General features: G+C 42.1%; 23 protein-coding genes. 15 read left to right on the plus strand and 8 right to left on the minus strand.

Going from position 1 to position 22,974, the window contains the following annotated elements:
* The first annotated feature begins 2 nt into the window (after positions 1 to 2).
* From ADJ60_RS04360 to pepC, 3 genes are all read left to right on the plus strand, one after another.
* Complete coding sequence (locus tag ADJ60_RS04360; RefSeq protein WP_049543665.1) at positions 3 to 233, plus strand: GlsB/YeaQ/YmgE family stress response membrane protein; 231 nt, start codon at positions 3 to 5, stop codon at positions 231 to 233.
* Positions 234 to 546: 313 nt separating this feature from the next.
* Positions 547 to 1,269, plus strand: a complete 723-nt coding sequence (locus ADJ60_RS04370; RefSeq protein WP_049543667.1) for a pseudouridine synthase — start codon at positions 547 to 549, stop codon at positions 1,267 to 1,269.
* 110 nt (positions 1,270 to 1,379) lie between these two features.
* On the plus strand, positions 1,380 to 2,714 hold the full coding sequence (pepC, locus tag ADJ60_RS04380; RefSeq protein ID WP_049543670.1) for an aminopeptidase C: 1,335 nt from the start codon (positions 1,380 to 1,382) through the stop codon (positions 2,712 to 2,714).
* A gap of 55 nt (positions 2,715 to 2,769) precedes the next feature.
* Here the strand turns inward: pepC and ADJ60_RS04385 are convergent, their stop codons facing one another.
* From ADJ60_RS04385 to ADJ60_RS04405, 5 genes are all read right to left on the minus strand, one after another.
* On the minus strand, positions 2,770 to 3,681 hold the full coding sequence (locus ADJ60_RS04385) for a PTS system mannose/fructose/sorbose family transporter subunit IID (RefSeq protein WP_033676082.1): 912 nt from the start codon (positions 3,679 to 3,681) through the stop codon (positions 2,770 to 2,772).
* Between the two features lie 23 nt (positions 3,682 to 3,704).
* Positions 3,705 to 4,508, minus strand: a complete 804-nt coding sequence (locus ADJ60_RS04390) for a PTS mannose/fructose/sorbose transporter subunit IIC (RefSeq protein ID WP_049543673.1) — start codon at positions 4,506 to 4,508, stop codon at positions 3,705 to 3,707.
* Between the two features lie 25 nt (positions 4,509 to 4,533).
* Positions 4,534 to 5,523, minus strand: coding sequence for a PTS sugar transporter subunit IIB (locus ADJ60_RS04395; RefSeq protein ID WP_049543675.1), 990 nt, complete (start codon positions 5,521 to 5,523; stop codon positions 4,534 to 4,536).
* Between the two features lie 234 nt (positions 5,524 to 5,757).
* A complete protein-coding gene (gene adhP, locus ADJ60_RS04400; protein ID WP_000649185.1) occupies positions 5,758 to 6,777 on the minus strand; it encodes an alcohol dehydrogenase AdhP in 1,020 nt (339 codons plus the stop codon).
* 224 nt (positions 6,778 to 7,001) lie between these two features.
* Positions 7,002 to 7,814 (minus strand): Cof-type HAD-IIB family hydrolase, encoded by an 813-nt coding sequence (locus ADJ60_RS04405; protein WP_049543676.1) that lies wholly within the window; start codon positions 7,812 to 7,814, stop codon positions 7,002 to 7,004.
* Positions 7,815 to 8,003: 189 nt separating this feature from the next.
* Here ADJ60_RS04405 and ADJ60_RS04410 point away from each other — a divergent pair, with 189 nt between their 5' ends.
* The 6 genes from ADJ60_RS04410 to folB all read left to right on the plus strand — a co-directional run bounded on the left by ADJ60_RS04410 (position 8,004) and on the right by folB (position 14,122).
* Entirely contained in the window at positions 8,004 to 9,422 is a 1,419-nt protein-coding gene (locus ADJ60_RS04410) for an NCS2 family permease (RefSeq protein WP_049510048.1), read from the plus strand.
* A 104-nt stretch (positions 9,423 to 9,526) separates the two neighbouring features.
* Positions 9,527 to 10,234: a CPBP family intramembrane glutamic endopeptidase gene (locus tag ADJ60_RS04415; RefSeq protein ID WP_049543677.1), complete on the plus strand. Its 708-nt coding sequence runs from the start codon at positions 9,527 to 9,529 to the stop codon at positions 10,232 to 10,234.
* 93 nt (positions 10,235 to 10,327) lie between these two features.
* The gene (gene folP / locus ADJ60_RS04420; protein ID WP_049543679.1) at positions 10,328 to 11,302 is read left to right on the plus strand and encodes a dihydropteroate synthase; all 975 of its coding nucleotides are present in this window, start codon (positions 10,328 to 10,330) and stop codon (positions 11,300 to 11,302) included.
* A gap of 1 nt (position 11,303) precedes the next feature.
* Positions 11,304 to 12,614, plus strand: coding sequence for a bifunctional folylpolyglutamate synthase/dihydrofolate synthase (locus tag ADJ60_RS04425; RefSeq protein WP_049543680.1), 1,311 nt, complete (start codon positions 11,304 to 11,306; stop codon positions 12,612 to 12,614).
* Positions 12,607 to 13,161, plus strand: a complete 555-nt coding sequence (gene folE, locus ADJ60_RS04430; protein WP_049543682.1) for a GTP cyclohydrolase I FolE — start codon at positions 12,607 to 12,609, stop codon at positions 13,159 to 13,161. Before ADJ60_RS04425 ends, folE begins: the two co-directional genes overlap by 8 nt.
* A 148-nt stretch (positions 13,162 to 13,309) precedes the next feature.
* A complete protein-coding gene (gene folB / locus ADJ60_RS04435; protein WP_049543684.1) occupies positions 13,310 to 14,122 on the plus strand; it encodes a dihydroneopterin aldolase in 813 nt (270 codons plus the stop codon).
* A gap of 44 nt (positions 14,123 to 14,166) precedes the next feature.
* Here the strand turns inward: folB and ADJ60_RS04440 are convergent, their stop codons facing one another.
* Positions 14,167 to 14,484, minus strand: a complete 318-nt coding sequence (locus ADJ60_RS04440; protein ID WP_000886035.1) for a DUF960 domain-containing protein — start codon at positions 14,482 to 14,484, stop codon at positions 14,167 to 14,169.
* A 237-nt stretch (positions 14,485 to 14,721) separates the two neighbouring features.
* Here ADJ60_RS04440 and ccpA point away from each other — a divergent pair, with 237 nt between their 5' ends.
* Complete coding sequence (gene ccpA / locus ADJ60_RS04445; protein WP_001090628.1) at positions 14,722 to 15,732, plus strand: catabolite control protein A; 1,011 nt, start codon at positions 14,722 to 14,724, stop codon at positions 15,730 to 15,732.
* 53 nt (positions 15,733 to 15,785) lie between these two features.
* Here ccpA and ADJ60_RS04450 read toward each other — a convergent pair whose 3' ends face one another.
* A complete protein-coding gene (locus tag ADJ60_RS04450; RefSeq protein ID WP_049543685.1) occupies positions 15,786 to 16,748 on the minus strand; it encodes an asparaginase in 963 nt (320 codons plus the stop codon).
* Between the two features lie 65 nt (positions 16,749 to 16,813).
* Here ADJ60_RS04450 and ADJ60_RS04455 point away from each other — a divergent pair, with 65 nt between their 5' ends.
* Positions 16,814 to 18,202, plus strand: coding sequence for a Cof-type HAD-IIB family hydrolase (locus ADJ60_RS04455; RefSeq protein WP_049543688.1), 1,389 nt, complete (start codon positions 16,814 to 16,816; stop codon positions 18,200 to 18,202).
* Between the two features lie 45 nt (positions 18,203 to 18,247).
* On the opposite strand, the gene ADJ60_RS04460 is transcribed toward ADJ60_RS04455, so the two are convergent.
* Positions 18,248 to 18,700: a universal stress protein gene (locus ADJ60_RS04460; protein WP_000079148.1), complete on the minus strand. Its 453-nt coding sequence runs from the start codon at positions 18,698 to 18,700 to the stop codon at positions 18,248 to 18,250.
* A 161-nt stretch (positions 18,701 to 18,861) separates the two neighbouring features.
* Here ADJ60_RS04460 and ADJ60_RS04465 point away from each other — a divergent pair, with 161 nt between their 5' ends.
* The 4 genes from ADJ60_RS04465 to ADJ60_RS04480 all read left to right on the plus strand — a co-directional run bounded on the left by ADJ60_RS04465 (position 18,862) and on the right by ADJ60_RS04480 (position 22,916).
* The gene (locus tag ADJ60_RS04465) at positions 18,862 to 19,164 is read left to right on the plus strand and encodes a hypothetical protein (protein WP_049543690.1); all 303 of its coding nucleotides are present in this window, start codon (positions 18,862 to 18,864) and stop codon (positions 19,162 to 19,164) included.
* Positions 19,165 to 19,320: 156 nt separating this feature from the next.
* Positions 19,321 to 20,535 (plus strand): pyridoxal phosphate-dependent aminotransferase, encoded by a 1,215-nt coding sequence (locus ADJ60_RS04470; protein ID WP_000666455.1) that lies wholly within the window; start codon positions 19,321 to 19,323, stop codon positions 20,533 to 20,535.
* 144 nt (positions 20,536 to 20,679) lie between these two features.
* Positions 20,680 to 20,814: a 50S ribosomal protein L34 gene (rpmH, locus tag ADJ60_RS04475; protein WP_000831905.1), complete on the plus strand. Its 135-nt coding sequence runs from the start codon at positions 20,680 to 20,682 to the stop codon at positions 20,812 to 20,814.
* Positions 20,815 to 20,951: 137 nt separating this feature from the next.
* Positions 20,952 to 22,916, plus strand: coding sequence for a peptide ABC transporter substrate-binding protein (locus ADJ60_RS04480; RefSeq protein WP_049543692.1), 1,965 nt, complete (start codon positions 20,952 to 20,954; stop codon positions 22,914 to 22,916).
* Positions 22,917 to 22,974 lie beyond the last annotated feature (58 nt).

The raw sequence follows: 22,974 nt of genomic DNA on the forward strand, positions 1-22,974 counted from the left end.
AGATGATAGGAAGTATGTTTGTTGGTCTCCTAGTGGGACTCTTGGCAGGTGCTTTGACCAATCGTGGAGAACGCATGGGATGTTTTGGAAAAATGTTCCTCGGTTGGATTGGTGCCTTTATAGGCCATTTGCTCTTTGGAACTTGGGGGCCAGTTTTATCAGGAACAGCTATTATCCCAGCGATTTTAGGAGCCATGATTGTCTTAGCGATTTTCTGGAGACGAGGAAGTTAATTTCTTAAATCTGATACTCAATGAAAATCAAAGAGCAAACTAGGAAACTAGCCGCAGGTTGCTCAAAGCACTGTTTTGAGGTTGTAGATAGAACTGACGAAGTCAGCTCAAAACACTGTTTTGAGGTTGTAGATAGAACTGACGAAGTCAGCTCAAAACACTGTTTTGAGGTTGCAGATAGAACTGACGAAGTCAGTAACATATATACGGCAAGGCGACGTTGACATGGTTTGAAGAGATTTTTGAAGAGTATGAAACGAAAAGGAGGTTGGTCATTGTACCAGCCTCCTTTTGAGTATGATATAATAGTTCTATGAGATTAGATAAATTTTTAGTTGCCTGCGCTGTGGGAAGTCGGACTGAGGTCAAAAACTTGCTCAAGTCTGGGCGCGTGACTGTAAATGGTAAAAAAGAGAAATCAGCTAAATTGCAGATTGATGAAGAAAGAGATGAGATTCGCTTTGATGGGCAAGTGTTGGAGTATGAAGAGTTTGTCTACTACATGATGAACAAGCCCCAAGGGGTTATTTCAGCGACTGAAGATCCTAAACACAGAACGGTGTTGGACTTGTTGGATGACTTGGCTCGGAGCAAGGAAGTTTTCCCAGTAGGGCGCTTGGATATTGACACGCATGGTCTTTTGCTCTTGACTAATGACGGCAAGCTTGCCCATGCTCTTCTTTCGCCCAAGCGTCATGTGGACAAGACCTATTTGGCTCAGGTCAAGGGAATTATGGCCCAAGAAGATGTGGAGATATTTGCCAAGGGCATTCCGCTCAAAGACTTTACTTGTCAGCCCGCTAGACTGGAGATTCTTTCCACAGATGCAGAAAAGAATCAGAGCCAAATTCGTGTGACCATTGCAGAAGGGAAGTTTCATCAGGTCAAGCGTATGGTGGGCTACTGTGACAAGGAAGTGGTGGACTTGCAACGTTTTACTATGGGAACTCTAGTTTTAGATGAGAACTTGCAGCGAGGAGAATGGCGTCGCTTGACCAAGGAAGAATTAGAGGTTCTCCTTGCAAGTATTGCTTAATTTGATTTATATTCGAAAAGGTGAGATAGAATGTCCTTGCCTTTTATGTTTTTCAGTTGCTTCCTTTGTGAAAAGAGTTATAATAGACTGTAGAATAAAAGGAGGAATCTATGAACGCGATTCAAGAATCATTTACAGATAAACTATTTGCCAACTATGAAGCAAATGTCAAATACCAAGCGATTGAAAATGCTGCTAGTCACAATGGAATTTTTGCAGCCCTAGAACGTCGCCAAAGCCATGTAGATAATACACCTGTTTTCTCATTGGATTTGACCAAGGACAAGGTAACCAACCAGAAAGCATCTGGTCGTTGCTGGATGTTTGCGGCTCTCAACACCTTCCGCCACAAGCTCATCTCACAATACAAACTGGAGAATTTTGAGTTGTCACAGGCCCACACTTTCTTCTGGGACAAGTATGAGAAATCAAACTGGTTCTTGGAGCAAGTGATTGCGACTGCAGACCAAGACTTGACGAGTCGTAAGGTTAAATTCCTACTCCAAACTCCACAACAAGACGGTGGTCAATGGGATATGGTCGTTTCTCTCTTTGAGAAATACGGTGTCGTGCCTAAGTCAGTTTACCCTGAGTCTGTTTCATCTAGTAGTAGCCGTGAGCTAAATGCAATCCTTAATAAATTGCTTCGTCAAGATGCTCAAATCTTGCGTGACTTGCTTGCTTCTGGCGCAGACCAAACGACTGTTCAAGCTAAGAAAGAAGACCTCTTGCAAGAAATTTTTAACTTCCTTGCCATGTCATTGGGGCTTCCACCACGTCAGTTTGACTTTGCTTATCGCGATAAAGATAACAACTACCAAAGTGAAAAAGGTATCACACCACAGGAATTTTATAAGAAATATGTCAATCTTCCACTAGAAGATTATGTTTCTGTTATCAATGCTCCAACTGCTGACAAGCCTTACGGCAAATCTTACACAGTTGAGATGTTGGGGAATGTGGTTGGTAGCCGTGCAGTTCGTTATATCAACGTTCCTATGGAGCGCTTGAAAGAATTGGCAATTGCCCAAATGCAAGCAGGTGAGACTGTTTGGTTTGGTTCTGATGTCGGTCAGCTCAGCAACCGTAAAGCTGGAATCCTTGCGACAGATGTTTATGACTTTGAATCAAGCATGGACATTAAACTCACTCAAGATAAGGCTGGACGTCTGGACTACAGCGAGAGCTTGATGACCCACGCCATGGTCTTGACAGGTGTTGATTTGGAAGAAAATGGCAAGTCAACCAAGTGGAAGGTTGAAAACTCATGGGGAGACAAGGTAGGTACAGATGGTTACTTTGTTGCCTCAGACGCTTGGATGGACGAATACACTTACCAGATTGTTGTCCGCAAAGAATTGCTGACAGCAGAGGAACAAGCTGCCTATGAAGCAGAACCAATTGTTCTTGCACCATGGGATCCAATGGGAGCCTTGGCTGAATAAAAGTATAGAAAAAAGGAATCAGATTTTAGAACCTGATTCCTTTTAAGTTGCTTGATTACATGATGTGAAGAACATGTGCCACAATACCCACTGCGAAGAGTGCAAGGATAATAGTGATTGGAGATACTTTTTTCTTAAGCAAGTACATGCAAAGGAAAGTAAGGAGTAGTCCTGATAGTCCAGGGATCAACATATCCAAGTTTTGTTGGAAAGTAGTAACTTTTTCAGGTGTTTGAGACAATCCTTGTCCTACTTGTGCGAATGCTTCTTGGATACCTTTAGATCCTTCTGGCAATTTATCCCAATGGATATAAGCTTTTTCATCTAGTTGAACTTTGGCAACATCGAAAGCAAATTTAATATTTACCCAACGTTGAACAAGGACAGCAAGAATGAACATACCAAGGATAGAGGCCCCTTTAGTGATGTCTTGAAGGATACCGCCAGACATATCTTTAGTGATTTCTGATCCAGCCTTGTATCCAATCTCTTGTGTATACCATAAGAATGACATACGAATCAAGTTCCAAAGAACGAAGAAGAGGATTGGACCTAAGATATTACCAGTAAGGGCAAGTGAAGCACCGAGTGATCCAAGGATTGGGCGTACTGTAAACCAGAATACTGGGTCACCGATACCAGCAAGAGGTCCCATCATACCGATTTTAACCCCTTGGATAGCAGCGTCATCAATTTCAACACCGTTAGCACGTTCTTCTTCAAGTGCAAGAGTAACCCCCATGATTGGAGCGGCTACGTATGGGTGAGTGTTGAAGAACTCAAGATGGCGTTCAAGAGCAGCGATTTGATCTTCTTTTTTAGTGTAGAGTTTTTTAAGAGCTGGAATTAATGAGTAAGCCCAACCCAAGTTTTGCATACGTTCATAGTTCCAAGAACCTTGTAAGAAAGTTGAACGCCACCAAACTTTTTTACGATCTGATTTAGTTAATTGAAGTTTTTCAGTCATGATGTTTTCAGTCCTTTCTTATTTTAGTAGTCTTCTAGGATATCGCCGATTGGGTCGTTAGAAGTTGCGGCTCCTCCGCCACCATTTCCACCAGTTTTAGAAAGGTGAAGGTAGATAAGAGCGATAGCAACACCGATAGCACCAAATCCGATTAGAGTAATATCTGACACGGCAGCAAGCACGAAACCAATAGCGAAGAATGGCCATACTTCACGAGTTGCCATCATGTTGATAACCATAGCGTAACCAACGGCAACGACCATACCACCACCGATAGCCATACCATCTTTGAGCCAATCAGGCATAGTATTTAGAATGCTTTGTACTGTTTCAGTTGGTACCATTAGAAGGAGTGCTGCAGGGACTGCAATACGAAGACCTTGAAGAAGAAGTGCGACAAAGTGAGCACGTTCAACTGCTTTGAAGTCACCTTTTTTAGCAGAAGCATCAGCAGTGTGAACTAATCCGACAGAGAGTGTACGGACAATCATAGTCAAGAATAGACCAGCAACTGCAAGAGGGATAGCAACCGCTTGGGCAACACCGATACCTGTCTTAGTAAAGTCGCCACCAAGAACCATGATAATGGCAGCAGCAACAGAAGCAAGAGCAGCGTCAGGAGCTACAGCAGCTCCGATGTTTGCCCAACCAAGGGCGATCATTTGAAGAGAACCACCAAGGATAATCCCTGCTTCAAGGTTACCGGTAACAAGACCGATAAGGGTACAAGCTACGATTGGTTGATGGAATTGGAACTGGTCGAGGATACCTTCAAGACCTGCTAGGAAGGCTACAACGACTACTAAAACCATAGAAATAATAGACATCTTTAAAATCCTTTCATAATATCGATTATTGCACGTTTGCTTTGTTAATCAAGTCAAACAAATCTTTTTTGGTGTCATTTGGTACTTTACGTACGTCAAATTCAACACCGAGGTCACGCATTTTTTCAAATGTAGCAACGTCTTCTTTGTCCATAGACAAAACGTTGTTAACCATTGTTTTACCAGTTGAGTGAGCCATTGATCCAACATTAAGAGTTTTGATTGGCACACCACCTTCGATAGCACGAAGAGCATCTTGAGGTGTTTCAAACAAGATAAGGGCATGTGTTTCTCCGAAGCGAGGATCTTTTGCAACGTCGATTAGTTTTTGGATAGGAACAACGTTTGCTTTCACTTTACCTGGAGCTGCTTGTTTAATCAATTCTTTACGTAATTCGTCTTTAGCTACGTTATCTGAAGCAACGATGATACGATCTGCTTTTGAGTCTGGAGTCCAAGCAGTTGCAACCTGACCGTGAAGTAAACGAGTGTCTAGACGGGCAAGGTTAATCTTGAGTTTTCCATCACCGATAACAGTTCCTTCTGGGATAGCAGCTTGGGCAACTGGAGCATCTGCAGCGCTTGCTACTTCCTCAACTGGGTTTAGCTCTTCTGGAAGAGCTTTGATGCCATCTTTGGCTTCTTTAATAATATTAGCAGCGACTTTTTCTACACCTGCAGTAGCGTCCATGAGGCGCTCTGTGTAGGCTTGAATCAACATCGGTAAATTAAGTCCTGTGATGATGGCAAACTTACGTTCAGGATTTTCTCCCATCACGCGACTAGCTTGGTTAAATGGAGATCCACTCCAAAGGTCAGCCAAAACTAGAACCTCATCTTCTGCGTCAAATGCAGCAACAGCGTTATTAAACTTAGCGTATAGATCATCAGGACCTTCATTTGGCATAAAGGTTACAACTTGAACCTTTTCTTGTTCACCAAAGATCATAGATCCTGACTGATGAATACCCGCAGCAAATTCGCCGTGGCTCGCAATAATGATTCCGATACTCATTATTGTCATTCCTCCTTTTTTGTTTTAGTTTTCGTTTAAGAAAACTTTAAGACTGTTTAAGTATAAACCGTTTTCATCTAAAAATCAACTATTTATCATAAAATAATTAAAAAGATTACATCTGAAAATATTGATATATTGAGTTTTGGAGACGTTTTTTTGAATCCTTATTAAAAAATTTAATATAAAAAAGTTGGAAGCGTATTCCAACTTTTAAAATAGATTTTTATTAGATTAGTGGGTGAAGTCGAGTACCATACGTCCTTGGATTTGACCTTTTTCCATTTCGTCGAAAATGGCTACGGCATCTTCTATTGGACGTTTTTGAACAACTGGAACTACCAAACCTTCTGCACCGAATTGGAAGGCTTCTTCCAAGTCTTTACGAGTTCCAACAAGAGAACCGATGACTTGGATTCCATCTAGAACTGTTTTCACGATGCTGAGTTCCATCATTTCAGAAGGAAGGCCGACAGCGACGACGCGACCACCAGCACGAACTGAGTCAACAGCCTGGTTGAAGGCAACTTTAGATACAGCAGTTACGACCGCTGAATGAGCTCCTCCATCAGTTTTTTCCTTGATGAGTCCAGGTACATCTTCAACTTCGAGGCCGTTAATCACAATGTCAGCACCTACTTCTTTTGCAAGGGCAAGTTTGTCGTTATTGATATCAACTGCGATGACATGAGCATTGAATACTTTTTTAGCGTATTGAACAGCTAGGTTACCAAGTCCACCAGCGCCGTAAAGAACAACCCATTGGCCTGGTTCAACTTTGGCTTCTTTAATGGCTTTATAGGTTGTTACACCAGCACATGTGATAGAAGAGGCTTGGGCTGGATCAAGTCCGTCAGGAACTTTGACAGCATAGTCTGCAGTTACGATACATTGTTCAGCCATACCACCATCTACTGAGTAGCCGGCATTTTTCACTGTACGGCAAAGGGTTTCGCGACCAGTTGTACAGTATTCGCAAGTGCCACATCCTTCAAAGAACCAAGCAACGCTGACGCGGTCGCCGACTTTAAGGCTTTTCACATCTGGGGCAATTTCTTTAACGATACCAACACCTTCGTGTCCTAGAACACGTCCTGGTACTTGACCAAAGTCACCATGGGCAACGTGGAGGTCAGTGTGGCAAACACCACAATATTCAATTTCTACAAGTGCTTCCCCAGTTTCAAGTGGACGGAGTACTTTTTCTTCAACAGCAACACCAGTGCTTTCTGGATTTACAACAACAGCTTTCATAGCTATCCTCCTTGATATTGACCGAGAACAGAGACAACGGGACTGGATTGATTTTGTGTCAACAGAGTCGAGTATGACGAGCTCTCTTGTATTTATATGTGAAGTATATCACAAAAGAAAGCCTTTTCCAAGGTTTTGGAGGCAAAAAGTAGAACAATCGATTAACTGGTTGATGAGACTGTGAAAAGAGCACAAAGACCAGCTCGCAAGCTGGTCAGTATGGACTATAAGAATAAGTCTTGTAGGGTTTTGGCAACCCCATCCTGGTCATTGGTCAGGGCGATTTGCTCATCCGCATAGGGGAGTAGCTCTTGGTTGGCATTTTTCATTGCATAACCTTTCCCAGCAAAAGCGAGCATTTCGGTATCGTTGTGTTCGTCTCCAAAGGCAATCAAATCTTTTTTATCACGGTTCATTACCTTGAGCAAGTAGTCCAAAGCAAAGGCCTTATTGACACCTTTTGGGGTACACTCAAGGATATTGAGCGGACCACCCCAGGTATTGATAGACAGTTGATGCTGGTAGAAGGCGTTCATTTCTTTTGCCAAGGCATATTTGTCACTGGCTCTGGTCTGCAAGAGAATACAGTTAGGGTCCTTGGTCACCAATTCAGGCTGAAATTGATCTTCAGGCTGGAAAGCTTCTACGCCAAATAGTTTAGGATTGGCAATTTCTTCATTAGGATTTGTAATGTAGAATTTTTTACGGTATTCTCCAGCAATAAAATCAGCTTGAATATCTTCTGAACGTTGAACCATATCGAGCAGATATTTTTTGTCTACAGTCAAACACTTTTCAAAGTCCCAAGCTTGGTCTGGTAAATGAGTAAGGGAGCCGTTGAAATTAATCATAGGAGTGTCTAAGCATAGTTCACGGTAGAAATCTTTTGACATGCGGTAAGGGCGACCTGTCGTAATAATAACCTGATGGCCTTTTTCAACAACTTTTTTAATGGTTTCTTTGGTAAAGTCAGAAATCTGACTGTCTGAGTTGAGCAGGGTTCCATCCAGGTCTAGTGCAATAATTTTTTTCGTCATATAAACCTTTCTAGTGTCTTTCCAGATAAGATGTCTTCTATTATAACAAAAAGCAGGCAGAAAAGCAGATTCCAAACAAAAAATGAAATTCCATCAATTTCTTAAATAAATTAAACAAAGATATTGAAAAAGTGAATGATAAATGATATAATCCTATTATTGTTCGTAAAAATTAAAAGGAGATTGATAATGGACAAATTATTTAAACTAAAAGAGAACGGTACAGACGTTCGTACAGAAGTTCTCGCTGGTTTAACAACTTTCTTTGCAATGAGCTATATTCTCTTTGTAAACCCACAAATTCTTTCGCAAACAGGAATGCCTGCTCAGGGTGTATTCCTCGCAACGATTATCGGTGCAGTTGCTGGTACCCTGATGATGGCCTTCTACGCCAACTTGCCATATGCTCAAGCACCAGGTATGGGACTCAATGCCTTCTTTACCTTTACAGTTGTATTTGGACTCGGTTATTCTTGGCAAGAAGCCCTAGCTATGGTCTTCATCTGTGGAATTATCTCATTGATTATTACCTTGACAAATGTTCGTAAAATGATCATTGAATCGATTCCAAATGCTCTTCGCTCAGCTATTTCAGCTGGTATCGGTGTTTTCCTTGCCTACGTGGGAATTAAGAATGCTGGACTTTTGAAATTTACGATTGATCCAGGCAACTATACTGTTGTAGGAGAAGGGGCAGACAAAGCTCAAGCAACGATTGCAGCAAACTCTTCAGCAGTTCCAGGATTGGTCAGCTTTAATAATCCAGCTGTTTTGGTGGCTCTTGCAGGACTTGCTATTACGATTTTCTTTGTTATCAAAGGAATTAAAGGGGGAATTATTCTCTCTATCTTGACAACAACTGTTCTTGCTATTGCAGTTGGTTTGGTAGATTTGTCTAGTATCGATTTTGCTAATAACCATGTTGGTGCAGCCTTTGAAGACTTGAAGACAGTCTTTGGTGCAGCTCTTGGTTCAGAAGGTTTGGGAGCTTTGATTTCAGATACAGCTCGCTTACCTGAAACTCTTATGGCCATTCTTGCCTTCTCGTTGACAGATATTTTTGACACAATTGGTACCTTGATCGGTACGGGTGAAAAAGTTGGTATCGTAGCAACAAACGGTGAAAATCATCAATCAGCTAAGTTGGACAAGGCTCTTTATTCAGACTTGATTGGTACTTCAATTGGTGCCATCGCTGGTACTTCAAACGTAACGACTTATGTTGAGTCTGCTGCTGGTATTGGTGCAGGTGGACGTACAGGTTTGACAGCCTTGGTTGTGGCAATCTGTTTTGCAATCTCAAGCTTCTTTAGCCCACTTCTAGCTATCGTACCAACAGCTGCTACAGCTCCAATCTTGATTATCGTTGGAATTATGATGTTGGCTAGCTTGAAAAATATCCATTGGGATGATATGGCTGAAGCGGTTCCTGCCTTCTTCACATCTATCTTTATGGGATTCAGCTACTCTATCACTCAAGGGATTGCAGTTGGTTTCTTGACTTACACCTTGACTAAGCTTGTCAAAGGTCAAGCTAAAGATGTTCATGTCATGATTTGGATTTTGGATGCCTTGTTTATCCTTAACTACATCAGCATGGCCTTATAATAGGATTACCCAGGGGGATTTTCCCCCTTTTTGAATACAAAGGAGATTGTGATTAGCTCGCAAATATATTCAATGATGTTTATTAAGACTAAGGAGGAAAAATCATGAAGGAGAAGAGTATGTGGAAAGAGATAGTGAACAGGGGCAAATGGGTAATTATTTTTTTAGTAGCCCTTCTTTTTTCTCAGCTTCCTTTGGCTTTGTCCTATTTTCTAACAAGTAGACGATTTCCATTGTTGCAATCAGGACTATTAGTATCTGCCTTATCTTTGTTGGTTTTACTTATATTTATCATCGGAGCTCGAAAATCACAGTTGGCTAGTTTTGGTTTATCGTTTTTCAAGGCTAAGGATTTGGCTAGATTGGCCTTAAGCTATCTAGTGATTCTTGCCTTTAATATTCTTGGTGTGGTCTTACTGCATTTGATGAATGAAACAACAACCAGCAATCAATCAAATATTAATGATTTGGTCCAGAATAGTTCCTTAATTTCCAGTTTTTTCTTACTGGTTCTAATAGCTCCTATTTGTGAGGAGATTTTATGTCGAGGAGTGATCCCTAAAAAACTCTTTCGTGGTAAAGAAAATGTGGGTTATATAGTCGGTGCTATTATCTTTGCCTTGCTTCATTTACCGACAAATCTACCTTCTCTTCTTATCTATGGAGGAATGTCAACTGTGCTAACTTGGACAGTTTATAAAACCCAACGTTTGGAAATGTCTATCTTACTTCACATGATTGTTAATGGAGTTTTTTTCTGTTTGTTGGCTCTCGTGGTGATTTTGAGTCGGACATTAGGGATCTCTGTTTAAGATTTTTGACAATTGCTTACTTGTTTCTACTGGGAAAAAGATGAATGCAATCGTGTCCATCTTTTTCTTTTTATGGTAAAATAGAGAAATAATATGGTGAAAAGCCTTGAGGGAGTGACCGATATGTCAACTAAAGCCAATCATGCAAAGACAGCTATTTGTGGAATTATCAATGTAACCCCAGATTCCTTTTCGGATGGTGGCCAATTTTTTGCTCTTGAGCAGGCGCTCCAGCAGGCTCGTAAATTGATAGCAGAAGGAGCCAGCATGCTCGATATCGGTGGAGAATCAACTCGGCCGGGAAGTAGCTATGTTGAGATAGAAGAGGAAATCCAGCGTGTTGTTCCAGTGATCAAAGCTATTCGCAAGGAAAGTGATGCCCTCATCTCTATTGATACTTGGAAAAGTCAAGTGGCAGAGGCTGCTTTGGCTGCTGGTGCTAATCTAGTCAATGATATCACTGGTCTCATGGGTGATGAAAAAATGGCCCATGTGGTAGCTGAAGCGAGAGCGAAAGTGGTCATTATGTTTAATCCAGTCATGGCGCGACCTCAGCACCCTAGCTCGCTTATATTTCCTCATTTTGGTTTTGGACAAGCTTTTACAGAGGAAGAGTTAGCTGACTTTGAAATATTGCCAATCGAAGACTTGATGGAGGCTTTCTTTGACAGAGCCTTAGCGAGAGCGAATCAAGCTGGAATCGCACAAGAAAATATCCTGTTGGATCCAGGGATCGGCTTTGGTCTGACCAAGAAAGAAAATTTGCTTCTTTTACGGGACCTGGATAAACTCCATCAGAAGGGCTATCCAATCTTTCTTGGAGTGTCGCGCAAGCGGTTTGTCATCAACATCCTTGAAGAAAATGGTTTTGAAGTCAATCCTGAGACAGAACTTGGTTTCCGCAATCGAGATACGGCTTCGGCTCAGGTAACCAGTATCGCTGCGAGGCAGGGAGTAGAAGTGGTGCGCGTGCATGATGTAGCTAGTCACAGGATGGCAGTTGAAATTGCCTCCGCTATTCGTCTGGCTGATGAAGCGGAAAATCTAGATTTAAAACAATATAAATAAGATGAAAGAGATTCAAAACAATCAGTGGATTGCCAACTACCGGACGGACCAACCGCATTTTGGCTTGGAACGAATGGTGGAACTATTAGCTTTGCGTGGCAATCCCCATCTCAAACTCAAGGTCATCCATATCGGAGGGACCAATGGCAAGGGTTCGACCATTGCTTTTTTGAAAAATATGCTCGTAAAGCTAGGTCTGAGAGTAGGCGTGTTCAGTTCGCCCTATCTCATTCATTACTCAGACCAGATTAGCATCAACGGGGAATCCATCCCAGAAGCTAGACTAGAAGCCCTCATGGCAGACTATCAGTCGTTGCTGGAAGGGGAATCGGCTGCTAATTTGCAGGGGACAACTGAGTTTGAGATTATCACAGCTTTGGCCTATGACTACTTTGCCTCAGAGCAAGTAGATGTGGCCATCATGGAAGTGGGCATGGGTGGGCTTTTGGATAGTACCAATGTTTGCCAGCCAATTTTAACAGGAATTACGACCATTGGACTGGACCATGTGGCCCTACTTGGTGACACCTTGGAAGCCATAGCAGAGCAGAAAGCTGGTATTATCAAACGAGGAATTCCCTTGGTGACAGGTCGTATCGCTCCAGAAGCCTTGGCTGTGATTGACCGCATTGCGGAAGGGAAAGCTGCGCCGAGACTTGCCTATGGGAAAGATTATCAAGTTAGTCATCAAGAGAGTGTGGTAACGGGTGAAGTCTTTGACTATACTAGTTCTCTCAGACAAGGTCGCTTCCAGACTGGCTTGCTTGGCTTGCACCAGATAGAGAATGCTGGGATGGCCATAGCTTTACTTGATGCTTTTTGTAAAGAAGATGGTCGAGAACTAGCAAGCAATCACTTGCTTGCTCAAGCCTTGGAAGAAACAAGTTGGCCAGGGCGTTTGGAAATCGTGTCAAGGAACCCCTCGATGATCTTGGATGGGGCCCACAATCCCCATGCTATCAAAGCTTTATTAGCAACCTTGCAAGAACGCTTTGCGGATTATCGTAAGGAAATCCTCTTTACTTGTATCAAAACTAAGGCCTTGGAGGATATGTTGGATTTGCTTGGGGCCATGCCAGATACCGAGCTTACTCTAACACATTTTGACGATAGTCGGGCGACTGATGAAAGCGTGCTGAAAGAGGCAGCTAAGTCTAGAAATCTCAGCTACCAAGGTTGGCAGGATTTTCTAGAGCAGAAATTGACAGATAAAAAAGAAGAGAAAAAAACAGTTAGGATTGTCACGGGTTCCTTGTATTTCTTGAGCCAAGTGAGAGCCTATCTGATGGAGAGGAAAAAAGAGAATGGATAAACAAAAGATTGAAGCAGCTGTAAAAATGATTATCGAGGCTGTAGGAGAGGACGCTAACCGCGAAGGCTTGCAGGAAACACCTGCTCGTGTGGCTCGTATGTACCAAGAGATTTTTTCAGGGCTTGGTCAAACAGCGGAGGAACATTTGTCAAAATCCTTTGAGATTCTTGACGATAATATGGTGGTAGAAAAGGATATCTTTTTCCATACCATGTGTGAGCACCACTTTCTACCATTTTATGGGAGAGCGCATATTGCCTACATTCCAGATGGTCGTGTGGCAGGTTTGTCTAAGCTAGCCCGTACGGTTGAAGTTTATTCGAAAAAACCACAAATTCAAGAACGTTTGAATATCGAAGTGGCCGATGCCTTGATGGACTATCTAGGTGCTAAAGGAGCCTTTGTTGTCATTGAGGCAGAACATATGTGTATGAGCATGCGTGGTGTCAGAAAACCAGGCACTGCAACCTTGACGACAGTAGCTCGTGGTCTATTTGAAACAGATAAGGACCTTCGAGATCAGGCTTATCGTTTAATGGGGCTATAATACTCTTCGAAAATCAAATTCAAACCACGTCAGCTTCCATCTGCAACCTCAAAACAGTGTTTTGAGCAACCTGCGGCTAGCTTACTAGTTTGCACTTTGAGTATAAAAAGAATCCGCTTGAAGCGGATTTTTCTAGAAAGGAATCATTATGGATCAACTGCAGATTAAGGATTTGGAAATTTTTGCTTATCATGGTCTTTTTACTAGTGAGAAGGAATTGGGGCAAAAATTTATCGTTTCAGCCATCTTATCTTATGATATGACCAAGGCGGCTACAGACTTGGATTTGACGGCCTCTGTCCATTACGGAGAATTGTGCCAGCAGTGGACGGCATGGTTTCAGGAAACGAGTGAAGATTTAATTGAAACGGTAGCTTATAAACTGGTAGAACGTACCTTTGAGGCTTATCCTCTTGTCCAAGAAATGAAGTTGGAACTGAAAAAACCTTGGGCACCGGTGCATTTGCCACTGGATACTTGCTCAGTAACCATTCATCGTCGTAAGCAACGGGCCTTTATCGCTCTGGGAAGCAACATGGGAGATAAGCAAGCAAACTTGGAGCGAGCCATTGACAAACTGCGAGCTCGTGGTATCCATATTCTCAAAGAGTCCAGTGTCTTGACGACGGATCCTTGGGGTGGTGTGGAGCAAGATAGCTTTGCTAATCAAGTGGTTGAGGTTGAAACCTGGTTGCCGGCCCCAGTCTTGTTAGAAACCTTGTTAGCCATTGAGTCAGAGATGGGACGGGTGAGAGAAGTGTATTGGGGACCTCGTTTGATTGATTTGGACTTGCTCTTTGTGGAGGACCAGATCCTTTATACAGATGACCTTATCTTGCCTCATCCTTACATAGCGGAACGCCTTTTTGTCCTTGAGTCCTTACAGGAAATTGCGCCTCATTTTATCCATCCGACATTAAAGAAACCGATCCGCAACTTGTATAATGCTTTGAAAAAATAGAAAAAACTCTAGTTTTCAGTCGTTTGTAACTGAAGGCTAGAGTTTTAAAATAGGTCATTTTCTTCTGGGAGGAGGATAGTTTCTCTACCGTCCATATCTAAAACCAGGACTCTCGGGGGATAAAGAGGGTCGAAGGGATGGTTAAAATCAAAATCAATGGCTGTAGGGAGGTGTTGACTTGAGAAGTGGAAGGTAATTTTTCCTTGGTTATTAAGCAATTGAAACTCGAGTTCTTCTTCCAATTCAAAGACATTTTTTAAGAAGTGGTCAATAATATACCAAAAAGAGTCAATGACATCATCAGGCAAGCTGGTAACAATGCCAAAACTAGCCGACCGCATGTGGGTATTGGTAAAAGCCATATCTTTGCCTCCTTTCTTTTCCCTTATCATACAGCAAATAGGATTAAAAATCAAGAAAAGGTGATTTTTTCTTCATAAACATAGCTTCCTATGAAATTTTTTCAAATAATCTTCAAAAAACGCTTGAAAGTGTTTACAAATAGTGATAAAATGGAATAAGTAGAATCATGAAAACGAAATTTTCATACCGTCTCTTTTTTTGGAGTCTCGTGAGGTATGATATAGAAAGGAAATGGAATGAATACAGACGATACAGTAACGATTTATGATGTCGCCCGTGAAGCAGGAGTTTCAATGGCGACAGTTAGCCGTGTAGTCAATGGCAATAAGAATGTAAAAGAGAACACCCGTAAAAAAGTGCTTGAGGTGATTGATCGTTTGGATTACCGTCCAAATGCAGTGGCACGTGGTCTTGCAAGTAAAAAGACAACCACTGTCGGTGTCGTGATCCCCAATATTACCAATGGTTATTTCTCAACGCTTGCCAAAGGGATTGATGATATCGCTGAAATGTACAAGTACAATATTGTTCTTGCTAATAGTGATGAGGACGATGACAAGGAAGTTTCAGTTGTCAATACACTGTTTTCTAAGCAAGTGGATGGTATCATCTTTATGGGGTACCACTTGACTGAAAAAATTCGTTCAGAGTTTTCTCGTTCTCGAACACCAGTTGTTCTTGCAGGAACTGTGGATGTAGAACATCAGCTTCCAAGTGTCAATATTGACTACAAACAAGCAACGATTGATGCAGTAACCTACCTCGCTAAAGAAAATGAGCGCATTGCTTTCGTTAGTGGTCCATTAGTGGATGACATCAATGGTAAGGTTCGTTTGGTTGGCTACAAGGAAGCCTTGAAAAAAGCAGGTATTTCTTATAGCGAAGGATTGGTATTTGAATCTAAATACACTTATGAAGATGGCTATGCCTTGGCAGAACGCTTGATTTCATCAAACGCAACTGCAGCAGTTGTAACAGGTGATGAATTGGCAGCAGGTGTCTTGAACGGCCTTGCTGATAAGGGTGTGTCAGTACCAGAAGAATTTGAAATCATTACTAGTGATGATTCACAAGTCTCACGCTTTACCCGTCCAAACTTGACCACTATTGCCCAACCTCTTTATGACCTTGGCGCCATTAGTATGCGTATGTTGACTAAGATTATGCACAAGGAAGAGTTGGAAGAACGTGAAGTTCTCTTACCTCATGGTTTGACAGAACGTCGCTCAACACGAAAACGTAAATAGAAAAAATCAGGGAATCGTGCAGATTTCCTGATTTTGCTTTCTGGAGAAGAGACTTACCCTTCCATATAGTCTTTCAAAGCCTGTCCTGTTAGTCCGGCATTGAGGGCAATGAGGAGTTTCAAGCGGGCTTTTTGGGCATTGAGTTCTTTAACAAAGAAGACACCTGCCTTTTGCAACTGCACGCCCCCACCTTGGTAGGCATAAACAGGTTCTGCAATACCGTTAAAGCATCGTGAAACAAGGGCGACTGGGATTCCTTGTTGCAGAAGGCTTTCTAATTTTTGAGCCGTTTCTTTGGGAACATTACCAGCCCCGAAGGCTTGGATAATCAAACCGTCCAATTGTTCCAAATCCAGCATATCAATCAGCTCATCTGTCATACCAGCATAAGCCGAGATGATAGGGACCAATCCTTGTATGTGATCAAGGTCAAAGCGAACACGAGGTTCAGCTGTTTTGAAGTAGAGGATTTCCCGCTTCGTAATCAGACCAAGTGGCCCATGTGTTGGGGTCTGGAAGGTGCCGACGTTGGTCGTATGTGTTTTGGTGACATATTTGGCAGCATGGATTTCATCGTTCATAACGACCAAAACTCCTTTGTCAGCAGCCCTGTCATCGCTAGCCACTCGTAAAGCACTCAGATAATTATAAACACCGTCACTTCCGAGTTCGTTGGAGCTGCGCATGGCCCCTGTTAGTATGATAGGCATGTGGGGGACTTCCATGGTATCAAGGAAATAGGCTGTTTCCTCTAAAGTATCGGTCCCGTGTGTGATCACCACTCCATCGTAGTTATCTGCTTCATCTTTGATTTTTTGGTAGAGGGCCAGCATATGCTTGGGTTTGATATGGGGGCTTGGCAGGTTAAAAAAGTCCAAGGCGTGGACTTGGATTCCTTCAAGAGGATTGGACACATGGTTCATGGGATTATCTGAACTCGTCACAACAGCGCCAGAAGCATCGGCTTGCATGGAAATAGTTCCACCCGTATGTAAAACAAGGATTTTCTTAGGCATGATTTACTCACTCTTTCTGAAATGTGGTATAATCATTGTATCACAAAAGGGGAGATTGGGATAGGATGGAAGTCAAAGCTGTTTTTTTTGATATCGATGGAACCTTGGTTAACGATCGCAAGAGTGTTTTGAAATCCACTAAGGACGCGATTAAGATTGTCAAAGAACAAGGGGTGCTAGTTGGTGTAGCGACAGGGCGAGGACCTTTTTTTGTTAAGGAATTGATGGACGATTTGGATCTGGACTTTGCGGTAACCTACAATGGCCAGTATATCTTTACTAAAGACAGAGTCTTGTTCACGAGCCCAATTTCCAAGTTACATTTGCGCCAGCTCATTACGTATGCTAAAAAAGAGGGCAAGGAGATTGCCCTAGGGACCAAGGATGCTATGCTGGGTTCTAAAATCATGTCCTTTGGTCTGGGTTCTTTTTCCCAACGAATCAGTCGCTTCGTTCCCTCTGTTTTAACTCGGACAGTGAGTTATTCCTTTAATCGTATGGTCAGCAAGGTTGTTCCCCAAAAGGAAGAAGACCTGCTTGATCTAATGAATCAGCCTATCTACCAAGTCTTGATGCTGATGACGCCAGAAGAATCTGAGAAGGCAGCAGCTGATTTTGAAGACTTGAAATTGACACGTAGCAATCCTTTTGCAGCAGATGTCATCAATCAAGGAAACTCTAAATTGGAAGGCATTCGACGAGTTGGGAAAGAATATGGTTTTGATCTCAACCAAGTCATGGCCTTTGGTGACTCGGATAACGACCTAGAAATGCTGGCGGGTGTCGGTATGTCTGTCGCTATGGGAAATGGTAGTAGCAGCGTCAAGGAAGTTGCCAAGCACATCACTACCAGCAATCAGCAAGATGGAATCCACAAGGCCCTGGAACATTTTGGTGTTCTGGCCTCAGAAAAAGTCTTTGTCAGCCGTGACTATCATTTCAATAAGGTCAAGACCTTCCACCACATGATGGATGAACGGACCCAAGAAGAACCTCGAGCTTGGGATTTAGAAGGTGCAACCCACAGGTCTGGCTTTAAAATAGAAGAATTGGTAGAGTTTGTTCGAGCTGCCAGTCCTTCTGAAGAGGACTTTGGTCAAGCTCTATCGCAACTTCATCAGGCTCTTGATAAGGCAGCAGAGAAAGTAGCCAAGAAGACACCTGCCCAGCAAGATTTGGTCGGGCAGGTGGATGCCTTGATTGATACGCTTTACTTTACCTATGGTAGTTTTGTTTTGATGGGGGTGGACCCAGAACGTATTTTTGATATCGTCCATCAGGCCAATATGGGGAAAATTTTTCCAGATGGCAAGGCTCATTTTGATCCAGTGACCCACAAAATCTTAAAGCCAGATGATTGGGAAGAAAAATATGCTCCAGAACCTGCTATTAAAAAGGAACTGCAGCGTCAGCTCAAGGCTTATGAACGCCATAAAGAGAGAAATAAACAGTAAACAAAAAGTAAATAAAAAGGAGCTGGGGGCTCCTTTTCTTGATGATTATAAGGTTTTTTCTTGTTCTCTCACAACCAGCAAATCAACCTTAGCATGGCGGAGGATGTATTCAGATGAAGAACCGACCAAGAGGCGTTCAAAGGCGTTGAGACCAGTTGCGCCAACGAGGATGAGGTCCACTTCCTCAGCATCGGGAATAGTACGTGCCAGTAGGGTCTTTGGATTTCCCATTTCAATGACGATATGAACATCTGCCACACCAGCATCTTTAGCACGTTTTTCGTACTCTTTCATCAGACTTTCAGCGTCGACTTGGAGTTCTTCATAAACTTCAGCATCAAAGGTGGATACGCTTTGGAGAGCGCGTGTGTCAATGACATGTGCGATGGTGAGTTTAGCGTCGTTTCGTAGAGCAGAATGAACTCCCTTGACAAAAGCCAAGTCTGCTTCTTTAGAACCATCGATTGCGACCATGATATTTTGGTAACGTTGTGCCATAATGAAACCTCCTGAAATTTTCTTACTATAATTGTAAACCTTTTCACTATAGAAGTAAAGCAAAAAAAGTATTTTTCAAAAGAATGTTAGCGATTAAAATCTATATAAATATATGATAAAATAAAAGAAAGGATAGCAGGAAAGAAGTGAAGGGAGGGAGAATGACGAAGCACTCTTTTCAAGAAACAAAAAAATCAAATTTCCTTTATTATGGCATCATCCTAGTTTCAGTCTTGCTAGAAGTTATCATGATCTGGCAATTAGAGAGTCTGGTACCGCTTCTCTATCCAGGTTTTGTTGGCTTTTTAGTCTTTCACCTACTCTACCATTTTCTATTATTCCTGGTTGCAAAACGAAGTGGGCGTTGGGATTACTTGATGATATGGGGACTTTTTCTCATGTTCAATCTTCTTTATGACTCCTTTTTAGGCTTGCTTTTTCTAGGTTTATCTTTTGGTATGTGATGTGACTTTCGCAAAATACCTGCTATCTCCCCTGTCTTGACCTCGCTTTTAGCGAGGTTTTTATTCTGTAGGATTTTAATAACACATTTCAGTAAACTTGTCGCAATCCCTTTCTAGTGGTATAATGTTACTATCTCGATGAATTGAGGAAACAAGATGAAAGAATATAACAAGTCTAGTAAGTTAGAGCATGTTGCTTATGATATCCGTGGTCCTGTTTTGGAAGAAGCCATGCGGATGCGAGCAAACGGAGAAAAGATTTTACGTCTGAATACAGGAAATCCAGCAGAATTTGGCTTTACAGCGCCAGACGAGGTCATTCATGACTTGATTATGAATGCGCGTGATAGTGAAGGATATTCTGACTCCAAAGGGATTTTCTCAGCCCGTAAGGCTATCATGCAGTATTGCCAATTGAAGAAATTCCCAAACGTAGATATTGATGATATCTACCTTGGAAATGGTGTCAGTGAGTTGATTGTCATGTCCATGCAGGGGCTTTTGGACAATGGAGACGAGGTCTTGGTGCCAATGCCAGACTATCCCCTTTGGACAGCGGCTGTCAGCCTAGCTGGAGGAAATGCCGTTCACTATATCTGTGATGAAGCTGCAGAATGGTACCCAGATATTGACGATATCAAGTCAAAAATCACTTCTAATACCAAGGCAATCGTCCTTATCAATCCAAACAACCCAACTGGAGCCCTTTATCCTAAGGAACTCTTGCTGGAAATTATTGAGATTGCCCGTCAAAACGATTTGATTATCTTTGCGGATGAAATTTACGACCGCATGGTCATGGATGGACATGTGCATACGCCTGTGGCGAGCCTGGCACCAGATGTTTTCTGTGTCAGCATGAATGGTCTGTCAAAATCCCACCGTATCGCTGGTTTCCGTGTGGGTTGGATGGTCTTGTCTGGACCTAAGACTCATGTCAAGGGCTATATCGAAGGGCTCAATATGCTATCCAATATGCGCCTTTGCTCTAACGTTTTGGCCCAACAAGTCGTACAAACTTCCTTAGGTGGCCACCAATCGGTCGATGAATTGCTCCTTCCTGGTGGACGAATTTACGAGCAAAGAAATTTCATTTACAATGCCATTCAAGATATTCCAGGTTTGTCTGCGGTTAAACCCAAGGCTGGACTCTATATCTTCCCTAAAATCGACCGCAATATGTACCGTATCGATGATGATGAGCAGTTTGTTCTTGATTTCTTGAAGCAGGAAAAGGTTCTCTTGGTTCATGGTCGAGGCTTTAACTGGCAGGAACCAGACCATTTCCGTATCGTTTACCTTCCTCGTGTTGATGAACTAGCCCAAATCCAAGAAAAGATGACTCGTTTCTTGAAACAGTATCGTAGATAGGGCTTACATTCGAAAAAGCTGGAAACATTTGCCTAGAGCTATTGACAAAAGTAAAAGAATCAGATAGAATAGTAAAGTATGTTTAGTAACTGATCACTTTATAGCCGGCTAAACGAATACAAAATCTATGAGGAGGTATTCATCGTGAAACGTACTTATCAACCAAGTAAACTTCGTCGTGCGCGCAAACACGGATTCCGTAACCGTATGTCAACTAAAAACGGTCGTCGCGTATTGGCAGCTCGTCGTCGTAAAGGACGCAAAGTTTTGGCTGCATAATCCAAACGAATTATATCAAAAATCAGTAGGAACTCGAGTCTACTGATTTTTATTTTTGTAAAAAAGTACAAAATACTTTATATTTTTGCTCAAATAGTGTATAATATTTCACATACTGTAAAAAATGGAGAATAATCATGAAGAAATCAAAAGTTATGCTTTTTGGAGCTATGGCTTTGACAGCAGGTCTAGCTCTAGCGGCATGCGGGTCATCCCAATCAAGCAATGCAGACAAGACATATTCTTATATCTTTGTCAGCAACCCTGATACCTTGGATTACATTACCTCTACACGAGACTCTACATCTAGTATTACAACCAACTTGATTGATGGTTTGTTAGAAAATGACCAGTATGGCAATCTCATCCCATCTATGGCTGAGTCATGGACAGTGTCAAAAGATGGTTTGACTTACACTTATAAGATCCGTCAGGGAGCTAAATGGTACACTTCAGAAGGAGAAGAGTATGCGGACGTAACAGCTCATGACTTTGTTACTGGTCTCAAGTATGCGGCTGATAAAAAGGCTGAAAACTTGTACTTGGTACAAGACTCTATCAAGGGTCTAGCAGACTATGTTGAAGGAAAATCATCTGATTTTGGAACTGTTGGTGTTAAGGCAGTGGACGATTACACGCTACAATACACTCTCAACCAACCTGAGACTTATTGGAACTCTAAAACAACAGCAAGTATCCTTAATCCTGTAAATGAAGCCTTCTTGAAGTCTAAGGGAGATGACTTTGGAAGTGTGACACCATCAAGCATCTTGTCAAATGGTCCGTACTTGTTTAAATCTTTCTCATCAAAATCTTTGATTGAGTTTGATAAAAACCCTAATTACTGGGATAAGGACAAGGTCAAAATTGAGAAAGTGAAACTATCTTTCTTTGACGGTTCTGACCAAGACAGCATTGCTAGAGGTTTCTTGGATGGTAATTATACAGATGGCCGTATTTTCCCAACAAGTTCAGTCTTTGCTGAACTCAAGAAGGGAAATGAGGACAAGATTACCTACACACCGCAAAACTCAGTTACTTTCTATTATCTTTTCAACGTTAATCGTCAAAGCTACAAGCAAACTATGAAACAGTCTGATAAGGAAAAGACAGATTCACGCGCAGCTATGCAGAATAAAGATTTTCGTCAGGCCATTAACTTTGCCTTTGACCGTCATGCTTATGCAGCACAGACAAATGGTGAAGATGGAGCAGACCGTATCTTGCGTAACACAGTTACACCAAGTAACTTTGTCCAAGTTGGCGAAAAGAACTTTGGTGATATTGTCAATGAAAAAATTGTCAACTACGGTAAAGATTGGGCAAATATTAACCTAAACGATGGTAAGCAAGCCTTCTTGAACCCAGACAAGGCCAAAGAGAAGCTTGCCAAGGCCAAAGAAAGTCTGCAAGCACAGGGAGTAACCTTCCCAATTCATTTGGATATGCCAGTTGACCAGACTGCTAAGTTAGATGTGCAACAGGCTGGCTCTTTCAAACAAACAGTGGAAGAAACCCTTGGTAAGGAGAATGTGGTCATCGATGTTATCCAACTTTCTCCAGATGAGAAGGACCAAGCTACATTCTTTGCAGATACAGCAGAACAAAAAGACTACGATATCGACATCTCAGGATGGGGTGGAGACTACTCAGATCCTAAGACTTACCTAGCTATCCTTGATCCAGAGACAGGTTCTCAGTTGAAAAACATGGGCTTGTCTGAAGGGAAAGATAAGGAAGTTAAGGACAAGATTGGTCTTGCTGACTATAAGAAACTCTTGGATCAGGCAGACGCAGAAATCACAGATACTCAAGCTCGCTATGAAAAATATGCTGAAGCCCAAGCTTGGTTGACAGATAGTGCCCTCTTCCTACCGGTTCAAAGTGGCGGAGCTAACCCAATCTTCCGTAAGACTGTACCGTTTACAGGCCCATTCTCATTTGTTGGACACAAAGGAGATGCTGACAACTACAAATATGTTGAATTGCAAAAAGAGCCAGTAACTGCTAAACAGTACCAAGAACTCTATGAAAAATGGCTAAAAGAAAAAGCTGAGTCAAATAAAAAAGCTCAGGAAGATTTGGCTAACCACATTCAATGATATTCCTAGTCACGCTTTTCAGTTAATACTCTTCGAAAATCTCTTCAAACCACGTCAG

This window comes from Streptococcus pseudopneumoniae (genome assembly GCF_001076775.1).
GTDB lineage: Bacteria > Bacillota > Bacilli > Lactobacillales > Streptococcaceae > Streptococcus > Streptococcus pseudopneumoniae_G.